The following is a 13,490-nucleotide window of genomic DNA, read 5'->3' on the forward strand; positions in this document are numbered from 1 at the left end:
GGAACAGCTCCAGGGATAGCAGCAATGGTGGATCCTATCGGCAACAAGGCAGGCGCGGTCGCTGACCGACGCATTGCGCCGGTCGCCCCCACCGCACCGGTGGAGACGGTCAAAGCGGCGTCGAACGAGGTCGCTCCGGTCCAGTCGACCGCTGCGGCGCTGTCGGGCGAGATGGCGGCAAAGCCTCCGGTCGACGCCGAGCGCGTCGCCAAGATCCGCAAGGCGATCGAGGACGGCCGCTTCCCGATCTATCCGACGACGATCGCCGACCGGCTGCTCGCGCTCAAGCTCGAATGGAGCCCCAATGACCCGGCGTGACGCGCTGATCACCGTCATCGAATCGCTGCACGCCGAGATCGCGGCGCTGAAGGCCAATGACGTTGCCGCGCTCGAGGCCGCGACCAAGGCCAAGCTCTCCGGCATCGACAGCGTCGCGCTGTTCGACGGCGAGGCTCCCTCGACCGAGGTCAAGGAGCTCGCCGCCGAGGCGCACCGCCTCAACGAGACCTGTCGGATCTACGTCAATCTGATGGCGGCAAATGTTCGCCGCCGCCTGCAACTTCTTTCCGGCGAGATGGCGCCCGCCTATCGGCCGGGGGGATATGCGATCGCCTGATCGCTGTGTTCCGGCTCGCGCCGGAGCATCATCGCGCCGCATTGTCCCGCTCGCGCCAGAAAATGGCACGCTCCTTGCTGATCGGGTGCCTGACTAAGGCAATCGGATCAGGGATCGATGAGCATCGTATCGGTCAATTCACGGGCAGGCATCCAGACGGCGATTGCCGATGCCAGCCGCAAGACCGGAATCGACTTCAATTATCTGCTGGGCCAGGCGCAGGTCGAGAGCGGCCTGCGTGCCAATGCGCGCGCCGCCACGTCGAGCGCCACCGGCCTCTATCAGTTCATCGAGCAAAGCTGGCTCGGCGTGGTCAAGGATCACGGCGCCGAGCATGGGCTCGGCTGGGCCGCCAATTCGATCCGCCAGACTGCGAGCGGCCGCTATGTCGTGAGCGACCCCGCGGCGCGGCGCGCGATCCTCGACATGCGCAGCGATCCGCAGACCGCGGCGCTGATGGCCGCCGAGCATGCGTCGGACAACAAGACTGCGCTCGAGGATCGGCTCGGCCGGCCCGCCACGGGCACCGATCTCTACATGGCGCATTTCCTCGGCAAGGGCGGCGCGGCGAAGTTTCTCGGCGCGATGGCGCAGAATCCCGAACGGACCGGCGCGGCGATGTTCCCTGCCGCTGCGCGCGCCAATCGCAGCATCTTCTACGCTTCAAACGGCCAGCCGCGCACCTTGAGCGACATCTATTCCCGCTTCGCCGGCAAGCTCGATCAGGGCGCGGCGGCGGTCGGCGCAACCGGGCGCGCCTCGGACGGGCTCGACGATCTCTCGAACGGTCTCGATACGTTCGGCGCAGCGATCGACGGTGCCGAGGTCGTGCTCGGCAACGGCGCGGTCGGCGGCGATCGCCACTGGGTCGAGACCACGCTTGCCCAGCTCAAGTCCGCGCAAGCGGGCACCGAGCGGCTCGCCGCCGCCGATCCGCTCGCGCAAGCGACGGTCAATCCATTCCGGCCGACGCCCGAGACGGCGAAGCTCGCCTATCTGATGCTCGCGCGGCTGGGGGGCTGATCGATGGCCGCTATGACCCTGCCTGCCGGCGTCGCTCCGGCGATGCGAAGCTTCTCGCTGCCTGCCGCGATCCTGCTGCTCGTCGCGCTGATGGTCGTGCCGATCCCGGCCTTCCTGCTCGACGCCTTCTTCATCATGAACATCATGATCAGCCTCGCGGTGCTGATGGTGGCGTTGAACGCGCAGAAGCCGCTCGATTTCTCCGCCTTCCCCACCGTGCTGCTGTTCGCGACGCTGTTCCGGCTGGGCCTCAACGTCGCCTCGACCCGCGTCGTGCTGGTCAACGGCCATGAAGGCACCGCCGCGGCGGGCCATGTCATCGAGGCGTTCGGGACCTTCCTGATCGGCGGCGACTATGTCGTCGGCATCGTGGTGTTCGCGGTGCTGATGATCATCAACATGATCGTCGTGACCAAGGGCGCGGGCCGCGTCTCCGAAGTCAGCGCACGCTTCACCCTCGATGCCTTGCCCGGCAAGCAGATGGCGATCGACGCCGACTTGAACGCGGGGCTGATCACGCCGGACGAAGCCAAGGCGCGGCGTCATGAAGTCGCTACCGAAGCCGATTTCTACGGTGCGATGGACGGCTCGTCGAAGTTCGTGAAGGGCGACGCGGTCGCCGGACTGCTGATCCTCGCGATCAACATCATCGGCGGCCTGATCCTCGGCGTCGTGAGCCATCACATGGCGGTCGGCGACGCCGCGCAGAACTACATCATGCTCGCGATCGGCGACGCGCTGGTCGCGCAGCTGCCCGCGCTGATGCTGTCGATCGCCGCCGCCGCGATCGTCACGCGGGTCAATTCGAAGCATGATCTCGCCGGGCAGATCGGCAGCCAGTTCGGCAGCCACAAGACCTGGGCGCCGGTCGCCGGCATCCTCGCGCTGCTCGGGGTGCTGCCCGGCATGCCGCATCTGGTGATCCTGCCCGCCGCCGCCGGCGCCGGCTTCGCCGCGTGGAAGCTCCGCAACATCGCCAACCGCCCGCCACCGCCTGCGCCCGCCGCCGAGCCCGCCGATCTGTCGCGGATCGGCTGGGAGGAGGTCACCGACAACATGCAGGTGATGCTCGATATCGGCTATGGTCTCGTGCCGCTGGTGGACGAGCGCCGCGGCGGTCCGCTGATGGGCCGTATCACCGGCGTGCGCCGCCAGCTCTCGAAGGATCTCGGCTTCGTCGTGCCGCAGGTCCGCGTGCGCGACGACATCAATCTCGCCCCGTTCACCTATCGGATCATCGTCGGCGGCGTCGTCGTCGGCGAGGACAATGTCTCGCCCGACGAGATGCTCGCGCTCGACACCGGCCAGGCGGTCGGCAAGCTGCCGGGCAAGCCGGTGCGCGATCCGACCTTCGGGCTCGACGCGGTGTGGATCGCCAGCGGCGACGCCGATGCCGCGACCGGCGCCGGCTATCTGGTCGTCGATCCGGGGACCGTGGTGGCGACGCATCTCAACCATGCGCTGCTGCAGAACGCCGCCGACCTGCTCGGCCCCGACGAGGTTCAGGCGTTGCTCGACGGGCTCAAGGAGCGCGCCGCGTCGCTCGTCGCCTCGCTCTGCCCGCAGCCGGTGCCGCTCACCACGCTCACCACCGTGCTGCGCGGGCTGCTGCTGGAGAATGTGCCGCTCAAGGAATTCCGCCGGATCGCCGCGGCGATCGCCGTGGCCGCACAGAAGACGCTCGATGCCGAGGAGATCCTCGAGCTGATCCGTCCCGAGCTCGGGGCGCTGATCATCCAGCGGCTGTGCGGCGTGCGCGAGCCGCTCAGGGTGATGACGCTCGAAGGTCAGCTCGAGGCGCTGCTCAGCCAGGCGGTCCGCTCGGATCCGGCGCGCCGCCACACGATCGAGCCCGATCTCGGCCGGCGCATCGCCGAAGCGCTCCAGCGTGCCGCGGCGCCGCTGATCGGCGAGGCCAAGCCGTTCGCGCTCGTCGTCCAGCCGGCGATCCGCGTCGCGATCCGCAAGCTGGTCAAGACCATCCTTCCCGACACGCCGGTGATGAGCTTCTTCGAGGTCCCCGAGGACAAGGCCGTCGAAGTCGTCGCCGTGATCGGTGCGCCGGAGGCGCTGCCCGCATGAACGCTTTCACCCCGGGGAACCTGAAAGATATGGCTTCTCTCGCATCCGTGCCGCTCACCTACGCACGCGCGCCGTCGCCGCAGCGCGACGCCGAGGCGATGGTTCGCAAGCATCTCCCGCTGGTCCGCCGCATCGCGTGGCACGTTCATGGCTCGATGAGCTCGATCGTCGAGGTCGAGGACCTGATCCAGATCGGCATGGTCGCGCTGATCGAGGCGGTGAGCGGCTTCGAGGATCGTGGCCAGGTCACTTTCGAGCAATATCTGATGACCCGCGTCCGCGGCGCGATGATCGACGAGTTGCGCCGCCAGGCCACGCTCACGCGCGGGGCGATGCGGCGGCGCAAACTCTATCAGGAAACCGTTGCGGCGCTCGCGACCGAGCTCGGCCATGCCCCGAACGACGGCCAGGTCGCCGACAAGCTCGGCGTCAGCCCCGAGAAGTTACGCGCCGAATATGCCAGCGCCGAGGCGGTGCGCTTCGATTCGATCGACGAATGCTATTCGGACGAGAGCCCGTGGTTCATGTCGGAGGAGCCCAATGCCTTCGATCAGTTGGCCGATGGCGATCAGCGCACCGCGCTGATCGCGGCGATCGGCGAGCTGCCCGAGCGCGAGGCGCAGGTGATCCAGCTCTATTATGTCGAGGAATTGAACCTCGAGGAGATCGGCCTGGTGCTCGGCGTCGGGGCCGCGCGGGTCTGTCAGATCAAGGCGTCGGCGCATGCCCGGCTGAAGCGCGCGCTCCAGCGCCGGCTGGGGTAATACTCAAATTCCTCCCTCGCGAAGCGGGGGAGGTGGCACGCGAAGCGTGACGGAGGGGGTTTCTCCGCAGGCGAGATGCTCGCGGAAAGGCCCCCTCCACCACGCCCTGCGGGCGCGGTCCCCCTCCCCCGCTGCGCGAGGGAGGAATGGCGTATCGTAGTCTTGGGGACACACAGCAAAACGGCGGCCTCCCGAAGGAGACCGCCGTCCTGCGCGCGAGGGAGCGCTCAGCGCTTAGAACCGGAACGAAGCGCCGGCACGGAACTGACGGCCGATCAGGCCGGCATAATGCCAGGTCGTCAGGAAGTTCGGCGCGCTGGCATAGGCGGCCGGAGCAGCCGGCGCCCGCGCGTCGAGCAGGTTCAGGACGTTGACGAAGAACGTGAAGTCGTCGTTGACCCGAATGGTCTGGTTGAGATCGACGTTGACGAAGCTGTTGACGTAGCAGAACTTCTCATAGCCAGGCGCAGAGGCCGGAACCTTGTAGAGGTTCGCGGTGCAATCGGTCGACAGACTACCCTGATCGGTCGCCACTTCCTTGATCCGGCCGACATAATAAGCGGTCGCGGTGATCGTGTAGTTGCCGAAATCGAGCGTGTTCTGCCAGTTGCCGCGGATCCGCGGGGTGCCGTTGCCCGACGACAGGTCGTAGGGCCCGAACGTGCCGGCGAACTTCTGGATGCCCGCCGCCGTGTCGCGCTCGTAGCGCAGCACATAGGTCGCTTCGAGGCGGCTCGTGAACTTCACCCCGTCGCCGAACGGCGCGGTGACGGTCGCCGAGAAATCGAGACCTTCGGTCTTGTCCGAGTTCACGTTCACGAACGGCGCGTTGACGATCAGCACGCGGGGCAGCGCGTTGGGGAACAGCGGATCGACGCCGTCGGTCAGGTTGCACGAATAGCCCGGACCGACGCCCGCCACTGCGGCGCACCCTGCGGCCGCTGCCGCCGCCGCCGTCGGATAGCTGTTGCCGGCCACCGAGTAATAGGCGTTGATCGCGGCACCCGCGAGCGGGCCGTTGGCGACGAGGTTGCTCTTCTTGACGTTGTAATAGTCGAGCGTGGCGCTGAACCACTTGGCCGGCTGGAAGATCACGCCGGCGGTGAAGCTGCGCGACTTCTCGGGCTCGAGATCCGGATTGCCGACGAACCCGCGACCCACCGAATATTGGAAGTTGTACGGGTTGCCGCCGTTGCTGCACGCGCCGCTCGAGGTCGACGAACCGCCATGCTGCGCGCAGAACGCACCCGGCGGGGTGATGGTCACGAAGCCGGCATATTGGCTGCGCGGACCGGCTTCTGCGAAGGTCGGCGCCCGGAAGCCCTGCGAATAGGTGCCGCGCACCGCAAATTCGCGAACCGGGGTGAACTTGACGCCGATCTTCGGCGAGAAGCGACCATAGCCTTCCGAATAATGATCGTAGCGGCCCGACAGGTTGAGATCGAGCGACGACAGGATCGGCGCATCGATTTCGGCGAACGCCGCGTACACGGTGTGCGCGCCGAACGCCGACGAGGTGGTCAGGCCATAGGTGTCGAGCGCGGCGTTCTGGTTGTTGTTTTCCAGCTTCTCGCGGCGCACCTGCCCGCCGACCGCCAACTGCAGGGGCCCGCCCGGGAGCTGGGCGATCTGGCCGGTGATCGACGCGTCGAGCGCATAGAGCTCGGAGTGCGACGGCGTCGTCTTGTCGGGTGCGAGGAAGTCGCGCACCGCATCGCTGTTCTGCGTCGGGTTGACGAAGTTGTAGGCGCCCGTGTTGATCACGCTGCGCAGCGCCGCGATGTTGAGCAGGCCGTGCTGGGTGATCTCGAGATTGTCGCGCGCATAGACACCCTCGACCCGCCAGTTCCAACGATCGTCGCCGAAGCTGCCGTTGAGGCCGGCGGTGGCGCGATACACGTCGTTGGTGCGCTCGCTGCCGCCGGCGATGTCGGAGAAGAGATAATAGATGCGCGCCGCGCCCTGGCTCGGATCGGCGGCAAAGGCAGCGGCATAGGGGTTGTTCGGATTGAGCCGGCGGTCGGCCGCCGTGGCGCAGTTGATGCCCGCCGAGCAGACATAGACCGGCAGCACGATGCCCGGGTTGCTCGTCGCGACGAGCGGGCTGCCGCCGAACGGCTGGGTCTGGCGGATCGCCGACGGGAAGGCGCTGGTGATCGAGACGTAGCTACGGCTGAAGCTGCCGGTGATATAGCCTTCGATATTGTCGCTGAGCCGGACGCTCAGACGGCCATTGGCCGAATAGCGCTCCTGCAGCGGCTGGATCTGCCGGTACAGGTCGGTCAGGTCATAGGGGCAGCCGACGCCGCGTGCCGCGCCGGTGGTGATCGCATAGGTCGGGCGTGCGCAGTTGCCGATGCCGAGCGCGGTGTAGGTCGCGTAGGTCTGGCCGGCGTCGTTGATCACCGCGGTTCCGCCGCTCAGCGGATTGTTGAGGTCGGTCTGCGTCGTGCGGACGACATAGGCGGTGGGGGTGTTGACCGTGAGGCCGCTGTCGGCGGTGTTGTTGTCGTTGCCGCCGATGCTGGTCAGGTCCTGCGTGTTGTACGGGAAGCCGCGGCTGTGATTGGAGACGCGACCGTCGCGCTGATACTCGCCGTTGATGTAGACGTTCCAGCCGTCCGCGTCATAATCGCCGATGCCGGCGGTGAGGTTGCCGCGCAGCCGCGACGCGTCGCCGCGCTCGGCCACGCCACCTTCGACGGTTCCGGCCAGGCCGTTGAACTGCTTCTTGAGGATGATGTTGACCACGCCGCCGATCGCGTCGGCGCCATAGGTCGACGATGCGCCGTCCTTGAGCACTTCGACGCGCTCGACGAGGCTGAACGGAATCGAGTTTAGGTCGACATAGGCGTTATGGCCGTCGTCGTTGATCGGGAAGTTGCTCGAGCGCAGGCCGTCGATCAGCACCAGCGTCGACGAGACGCCGAGGCCGCGCAGCGAGACTGCCGCGCCGCCGGCCGAGAAGCCGGTCTGGAAGCCGGTGCCGATCGATCCGGCGCTGTCGGCGGAGATCGAGCGGATCGCATCGGCCATGGTGGTGATGCCGGCGCGCTCCAGAGTCTCGGATGTCAGCACCGTGACGGGCGACGGAGTCTCGGTATCGGTGCGGCGGAACAGCGAACCGGTGACGACGACGGTATCTTCCTGCGTCGCTTCGGCGGCAGGCTGGGCCTCGTCGGTCTGGGTGGTTGCGGGGGTTTGTTGCGCGTCCTGCGCGAAGGCCGGAGCCGCGAGAAGACCGAGCGCCACTGCGAACGGCGCTGCCCCGCGCCGCAGCGATGCCGCGGTCGATCGATGGTGGAACAACATTGAAAATCTCCCTGAACGCCCGCCTCTCTGGCGGGTCGGCTAGGCACACACGGTTTTGCTCCCCCCGCGTACCAATATTTCTACAAGTGACGGCTCGGAAACATTTTGTAAATCGGGCGTACAGCGGAATGCTCGGGGCGTGTGGTATAGATACAACACAGCCGTTGCTTCAGCGCGCGAAAAGCGCGGTTGGCGCCCTTGCGCGGCTATTTGGGGAGGATCGCGCTCCCGACGATGTCGAGCCGCGCGGCGGCGCCCGCAGCGACGGGAAGCCCCGTTCGCGTCGCCGGTTGCCCTCCGCCGATCCATAGATCGACGCGTCCGGGCGAGACGCGGCGCGCGCCGTCGACGCCGACCACACTCAACGCCCGCGAGTCCAGCGTGAAGCCGACGCGACGCGTCTCGCCGCGCTTCAGATGAACGCGCTCGAACCGCTGGAGCGCGCGGATCGGGGCGCCGTCGACGCCGGGATGCGTGACATAGAGCTGGACGACCTCGTCGCCGTCGCGCGCGCCGCTATTGGTGACGTCGACGCTCATCTCGACGCTGCCATTGGCGCTGACCTGCGCGCTGCTCAGCTTCGGCGCGGTGTAGCGGAAGCGCGTGTAGCTGAGGCCATGGCCGAACGGATAGAGCGGCTCGCCGGTGAAGTAGCGATAGGTCCGCCCCGCCATGCGATAGTCGGGGAAGGGCGGGAGCTGGTCGGCCGATTTGTAGAAGGTCACCGGCAACCGCCCCGCGGGGCTGAAATCGCCCGCGAGCAATCCGGCCACGGCGTGGCCGCCTTCGCCACCCGGGTACCAGGCCTCGACGATCGCCGGGATATGCGCATCGGCCCAGTTCACGCTCAGCGCGCTGCCGTTCATCAGCACCAGCACCACCGGCTTGCCGGTCGCGTCGAGGCGCTCGAGCAATTGTTGCTGCGGCGCCGGCAGGTCGAGGCTGGTGCGGTCGCCGCCGGCGAAACCGGGGGCCTTCACCTTCATTTCCTCGCCTTCGATCCGCGCGGAAAGGCCGCCGACGAACAGGACGAGATCGGCGCGCTTCGCCGCCGCCACTGCCTGGTCGCCACCCGAGCCCGGCGTGCTCCACACGAGCTGCTGGCTGCTGCGCTGGCCGCGCTGAAAACCTTCGACCCGCAGCGGATATTTGCGTCCCTTCTCGAGCATGATCGTGCCCGACAGGATCGAAGGCGCGTCGCCGACGCCCCATTCGTCGACCACCAGCTTGTCGCCGACCCAGACGCGATAGCCATTCTCGCTCGCGAAGCGGAAGCCGAACTCGCCGCTCTCGGGGGCGACCAGCGTGCCGGTCCAGCGCGCCGAGGTCTCGCGATCGCCGCGCCACTCGAACCGGGCGTTGGGCTGGACGCTGGTCTCGATCGGAGCGCCCTCCAGGTTGGTGCCCTTGAAGAATTCGGCTCTGAGCCCCGGCGTCGCGCAATCGGCGTCGACGCACAGCGCGGCGTCGGGCACCGGCAGCTCGGCCGGACCGATCAGCCCGGTGCCCTGGACGTACAATATTTCCGATTTGGGATAGCGGGCACGGATGCCGTCGAGCACCGTCACCGGCTTCGACGGCGTGCCGTAGTAGTTGCCGACGAGCGCATCGAAGCTGTCGGCATTGGGCCCGATCACGGCGATCGTTCGCGGATCGCCTTTGATCGGCAGCAGATCGCCCTCGTTCTTGAGCAGCACCATCGAGGCTTCGGCCATCTGGCGCGACAGCGCATGATGCTCGGGGGTGTCATAGTCCTTGGCTGTGATGTGCGCGAAGGGCAGCTGCGGGTCGAACAGCCCGAGCCGGACGCGTGCCTCGAGCAGCCGCCGGAGCGCGTGGTCGACCACCGCCTCGGGCAGTAGCCCCGCCTTGACCGCCGCGACGATGTTCTCCGGCTCCGTGGTCATATTGTTACGATAGTCGCCGCAGATCAGATCCATCCCGGCGCGGAAGCCGAGCGCGACACCCTCGACCGCGGTCCTGGTATAATGGAGCGAATCTGGCCGGTAGATATTGGCGGCGGCGCCGCAATCCGAGACGACATAGCCTTTGAAGCCCCAGCTCTTGCGGAGATAATCCTCCATCAGCCGGCTGTTGGCGCAACCCGGCACGCCGTCGACTGCGTTGTACACGCACATGATCGATTCGACCTTCGCCTCGGTCACGGTCGCGCGGAAGGCGGGGAGATAGGTGTCCTCGAGGTCGTGCGGGGTCGGATGGACGTCCTCGCGGTGTCGGTTGCTCTCGGGGCCGCTATGCACCGCGAAATGCTTCGAGGTCGCCACGGTCTTGAGGAATTTCGGATCGCTGCCCTGCAGCCCGCCGATATAGGCGATGCCCAGCCGCCCTGTGAGGTACGGATCCTCGCCATAGGTCTCCTGCCCGCGCCCCCAGCGCGGATCACGGAAGATGTTGATGTTGGGCGACCAGACGGTGAGCCCGCGATAGAATTCGGAGCCGCCATCGGGCAGGCGGCGCTCGACGAACTTGGCGCGGAACTCGGTCGCGACGGTGTCGCCGACGCGCTGGAGCAACGGCGCGTCCCACGATGCCGCCATGCCGATCGCCTGCGGGAAGACGGTGGCGATGCCGGCACGGGCGACGCCGTGCAGCCCCTCGTTCCACCAGTTATATTGCGGGATGCCGAGCCGCGGGATCGCCGGCGCGGTATGGCCGAGTTGGCGCGCCTTTTCCTCGAGCGTCATCGCCGCGACGGCGTCGCGGGCGCGCTGCTCGGGCGTCGCCGCCGGATCCCTGAGCCGCCCCGCCGCCCCGGTCTGCGCGCTCGCCAGCGGCGCCCATGCGCTCGATGCCAGCAGCGCAGCCGCGATCCACTTTCTCGTCACCGGCAACCTCTCCCAATTCTATTATGGGCCGAGGCTAGCGCATTTCTGGTAGCGCTACCAGTCGTTGCGCGAGGACACACGGGGGACAAAGGAAAACCCCGGCGGTCACGCGGACCGCCGGGGTTCCCCTTGCGCCCTCCCCGTTGGCGGGGGAGGTGACCGGCCGCAGTGCCTGTCAGGGGGGTGACACCCCGACCGGCACGCGGTTAGCGGAGCAGCGACAGGACCGTCTGCTGGCTCTGGTTCGCCTGGGCGAGCATCGCCGTCGACGCCTGGCTCAGGATCTGGGCCTTGGCGAGCGCGGTGGTCTCGGCCGAATAGTCGGCGTCCTCGATGCGGCTGCGCGCATCGCTGAGGTTCGCCACGTTCGAGGTCAGGTTGTTGACGACCGACTCGAGCTGGCTCTGGCCGGCGCCGAGGCCGGCGCGGGCGGTGTTGACCGTGGTCAGCGCGGTGTTGATCGTGGTCAGCGCGGTCGACGCAGCGCCGGCGGTCGAGATGTCAACCGCGACGGCCGCGTCGAGATCGATATCGGCAAAGGTCAGGTCGACCGTGTCCGACGCGTTCGAACCGGTCTGGATCGTGACGACACCCGAGGTGCCGGCGCTGCCGTCGAACAGCTTGACGCCGTTGAACTCGGTGTTGGTCAGGATGCTGGTGATCTGACCGGTGAGCGCCGCGACTTCGGTCTGCAGGTTGGTGCGGTCGTTGCTCGAATAGGTGCCCGAAGCCGACTGGACCGACAGCTCGCGGATGCGCTGCAGCATGTTGGTCACTTCCTCGAGCGCGCCTTCGGCGGTCTGCGCCATCGAGATGCCGTCGTTGCTGTTGCGGATCGCCTGGTTCATGCCGCGGATCGACGCGGTCATGCTCGAGGCGATGGCGAGGCCGGCGGCGTCGTCCTTCGCGCTGTTGATGCGCTTGCCGGTCGACAGGCGCTCCATCGCGGAGCCGAGCAGCTTGTTGGCGCTGTTCGATGCGTTGGCGGCGCGCAGCGCCGCGGTATTGGTTGCGATAACGGTCATGTTCGTATCTCCATGCTCTTCGGCTTCCCGCGTCCCCCCTGAACGGGAGCCCGGAGCCGCCGAGCCAAGGAACGGCCGCACCGCGAACGGCTTAAGCGAAAAAATTCGCCTATCGCGCGCGCGCGTAGACGCGCCCGGACCGCAGAAGTCCGTCGTTACGTAGTTTTACGGCGCGTTAACCAACTTGCCTCCAAAGAGGACCCAATCAGGGGGTCACTCATGCGGTCCATCGTTCCTTCGGCAGCCGTTCTCCGGCAGAAATACGCGACGGTTTCGGCGCTTCGGGCGCAGGGCTTCGCGATCGGATCGTGCGAGGACGGCAAGCCCGGCGCGCAGGATCTGTTCCTCGTCGCCGAGGGCGAAGTTCCGCCGGCGCCGGCACGCACGCTGGTCCTCGGCGAGGGCGATCGCGCCGCGATCCCGTTCCGTGACGGCAATCCCGCGCGGCTTTCCTATGGCAGCGACGATGCCGCGATCGGTGCCGGCTTCGCCAGCGCGATGGCGCGGGGCCCGTACGAGCCCGTTGCCGCCGATCCCGAGAGCCTCGCCCTGCTCGCGCTCGCCGAGCGCGTCGCGGCTTCGGACATCACCGTGCTGATCAACGGCCCCACCGGCACCGGCAAGGAAGTCCTCGCCAAGGCGATCCATATGGGTTCGTCGCGGCGCGACGGGCCATTCGTCGCGATCAACTGCGCCGCGCTGCCCGAGACGATGCTCGAGGCGATGCTGTTCGGCCACCACAAGGGCTCGTTCACCGGTGCCTCCTCGGGCGGCCAGGGCTTTTTCCGCGCGGCCAATGGCGGCACCTTGCTGCTCGACGAAATCGCCGAGATGCCGCTCGGGCTCCAGGCCAAGCTGCTCCGCGCGCTGCAGGAGCGCGAGGTCGTTCCGATCGGCGGCACCCAGCCCGAAAAGATCGACGTCCGCGTCATCGCCTGCGCCAATCGCGATCTGCAGGGCGAAGTCACCGCTGGCCGCTTCCGCGCCGATCTCTACTACCGTCTCGCCGTCTTCCCGCTCGCCACCAAGGCGCTCTCCGAGCGCCCGGGCGACATCGCCGCGCTCGCCGCGGCGATGGTGCTGCGCCACGCGGGCACCCGTTCGACGCTGCCGTGGATCACCGCCGAGGCGGTCGAGATCCTCATCGATCACGATTGGCCGGGCAATGTCCGCGAGCTCGAGAACGTCATCCAGCGCGCGCTGCTGCTCGCCCCGGGCGATACGATCGAGCCCGATCATCTGATCTTCGATCGCCGCCCCGAGATGCGGCAGGAGCGCCCCGAGACGCTCAGCAACATCGTCCAGATGCACGAGTTCCAGGCGATCCGCGAGACGCTGGCCGAGTGCAACGGCAGCCGGATCGAGACCGCGAAGCGGCTCGGAATCTCCGAGCGCACGTTGCGCTACCGCCTAGCCAAGGCGCGCGAACAGGGTGAGGATATCGCCCAGGCGGCGTCGGCATGAGCGGCGTTACTGGCCCCGGGGCGGCGATGAGCGTCGACCGCGTGCTGGCGCTGCGCTCGCAGATCCTCGAGCGCAACGCCGCGCTCTCGCGTGCCCAACAGGCACCCGCGACCACCGCGCCCGCCGAGAGCAAGCCGGCGAGCTTCACCGACACGTTCGAGGATGCCTTCAAGTCGGTCAATCAGGCGCAGGCCCAGGCCGGCGCGCTGTCCGAAGCCTATGAACGCGGCGAGACCGTCGACATCGCCAAGGTGATGCTCGCGCGCCAGCAGGCCTCGGTCGGCTTCGAGGCGACCCTGCAGGTCCGCAACAAACTCCTGTCCGCATACAAGGACATCATGAGCATGCCGGTCTGATC

General features: G+C 67.5%; 10 protein-coding genes. 7 read left to right on the forward strand and 3 right to left on the reverse strand.

Going from position 1 to position 13,490, the window contains the following annotated elements; genetic code table 11:
- Positions 1 to 24: 24 nt before the first annotated feature.
- The 5 genes from flgM to E5A74_RS18625 all read left to right on the forward strand — a co-directional run bounded on the left by flgM (position 25) and on the right by E5A74_RS18625 (position 4,485).
- Positions 25 to 318 carry a flagellar biosynthesis anti-sigma factor FlgM gene (flgM, locus tag E5A74_RS18605; RefSeq protein ID WP_135987141.1) on the forward strand — a complete coding sequence of 98 codons (294 nt, stop codon included), beginning with the start codon at positions 25 to 27 and terminating at the stop codon, positions 316 to 318.
- Positions 305 to 616: a flagellar protein FlgN gene (locus E5A74_RS18610; protein ID WP_135987142.1), complete on the forward strand. Its 312-nt coding sequence runs from the start codon at positions 305 to 307 to the stop codon at positions 614 to 616. Before flgM ends, E5A74_RS18610 begins: the two co-directional genes overlap by 14 nt.
- Before the next feature lie 117 nt (positions 617 to 733).
- Positions 734 to 1,639, forward strand: coding sequence for a lytic transglycosylase domain-containing protein (locus E5A74_RS18615; protein ID WP_135987143.1), 906 nt, complete (start codon positions 734 to 736; stop codon positions 1,637 to 1,639).
- A 3-nt stretch (positions 1,640 to 1,642) separates the two neighbouring features.
- Positions 1,643 to 3,721 carry a flagellar biosynthesis protein FlhA gene (gene flhA / locus E5A74_RS18620; RefSeq protein WP_135987144.1) on the forward strand — a complete coding sequence of 693 codons (2,079 nt, stop codon included), beginning with the start codon at positions 1,643 to 1,645 and terminating at the stop codon, positions 3,719 to 3,721.
- 29 nt (positions 3,722 to 3,750) lie between these two features.
- Positions 3,751 to 4,485, forward strand: a complete 735-nt coding sequence (locus tag E5A74_RS18625; RefSeq protein ID WP_135987145.1) for a sigma-70 family RNA polymerase sigma factor — start codon at positions 3,751 to 3,753, stop codon at positions 4,483 to 4,485.
- Between the two features lie 234 nt (positions 4,486 to 4,719).
- On the opposite strand, the gene E5A74_RS18630 is transcribed toward E5A74_RS18625, so the two are convergent.
- From E5A74_RS18630 to E5A74_RS18640, 3 genes are all read right to left on the reverse strand, one after another.
- Positions 4,720 to 7,797 (reverse strand): TonB-dependent receptor plug domain-containing protein, encoded by a 3,078-nt coding sequence (locus E5A74_RS18630; protein ID WP_135987146.1) that lies wholly within the window; start codon positions 7,795 to 7,797, stop codon positions 4,720 to 4,722.
- A gap of 206 nt (positions 7,798 to 8,003) precedes the next feature.
- Positions 8,004 to 10,643 (reverse strand): glycoside hydrolase family 3 protein, encoded by a 2,640-nt coding sequence (locus E5A74_RS18635; RefSeq protein WP_206365917.1) that lies wholly within the window; start codon positions 10,641 to 10,643, stop codon positions 8,004 to 8,006.
- Between the two features lie 206 nt (positions 10,644 to 10,849).
- Positions 10,850 to 11,668 (reverse strand): flagellin N-terminal helical domain-containing protein, encoded by an 819-nt coding sequence (locus E5A74_RS18640; RefSeq protein WP_135987147.1) that lies wholly within the window; start codon positions 11,666 to 11,668, stop codon positions 10,850 to 10,852.
- Between the two features lie 219 nt (positions 11,669 to 11,887).
- On the opposite strand from E5A74_RS18640, the gene E5A74_RS18645 reads away from it, so the two are divergent.
- Together E5A74_RS18645 and fliE are read left to right on the forward strand one after the other, a co-directional pair.
- Positions 11,888 to 13,132 carry a sigma-54 interaction domain-containing protein gene (locus E5A74_RS18645; protein ID WP_135987148.1) on the forward strand — a complete coding sequence of 415 codons (1,245 nt, stop codon included), beginning with the start codon at positions 11,888 to 11,890 and terminating at the stop codon, positions 13,130 to 13,132.
- Positions 13,129 to 13,488 (forward strand): flagellar hook-basal body complex protein FliE, encoded by a 360-nt coding sequence (gene fliE, locus E5A74_RS18650; RefSeq protein ID WP_135987149.1) that lies wholly within the window; start codon positions 13,129 to 13,131, stop codon positions 13,486 to 13,488. Before E5A74_RS18645 ends, fliE begins: the two co-directional genes overlap by 4 nt.
- Positions 13,489 to 13,490: the final 2 nt, after the last annotated feature.

This window comes from Sphingomonas naasensis (assembly GCF_004792695.1).
GTDB classification, from domain to species: Bacteria; Pseudomonadota; Alphaproteobacteria; order Sphingomonadales; family Sphingomonadaceae; genus Sphingomonas; species Sphingomonas naasensis.

Excerpts from the sequence above, each read along its gene's own strand:
- E5A74_RS18625 (WP_135987145.1), top strand. The coding sequence starts at position 3,751 with ATGGCTTCTCTCGCATCCGTGCCGCTCACCTACGCACGCGCGCCGTCG.
- flgM (WP_135987141.1), top strand. The coding sequence starts at position 25 with ATGGTGGATCCTATCGGCAACAAGGCAGGCGCGGTCGCTGACCGACGC.
- E5A74_RS18640 (WP_135987147.1), bottom strand. The coding sequence starts at position 11,668 with ATGACCGTTATCGCAACCAATACCGCGGCGCTGCGCGCCGCCAACGCA.
- E5A74_RS18630 (WP_135987146.1), bottom strand. The coding sequence starts at position 7,797 with ATGTTGTTCCACCATCGATCGACCGCGGCATCGCTGCGGCGCGGGGCA.
- fliE (WP_135987149.1), top strand. The coding sequence starts at position 13,129 with ATGAGCGGCGTTACTGGCCCCGGGGCGGCGATGAGCGTCGACCGCGTG.
- E5A74_RS18615 (WP_135987143.1), top strand. The coding sequence starts at position 734 with ATGAGCATCGTATCGGTCAATTCACGGGCAGGCATCCAGACGGCGATT.
- flhA (WP_135987144.1), top strand. The coding sequence starts at position 1,643 with ATGGCCGCTATGACCCTGCCTGCCGGCGTCGCTCCGGCGATGCGAAGC.
- E5A74_RS18645 (WP_135987148.1), top strand. The coding sequence starts at position 11,888 with ATGCGGTCCATCGTTCCTTCGGCAGCCGTTCTCCGGCAGAAATACGCG.
- E5A74_RS18610 (WP_135987142.1), top strand. The coding sequence starts at position 305 with ATGACCCGGCGTGACGCGCTGATCACCGTCATCGAATCGCTGCACGCC.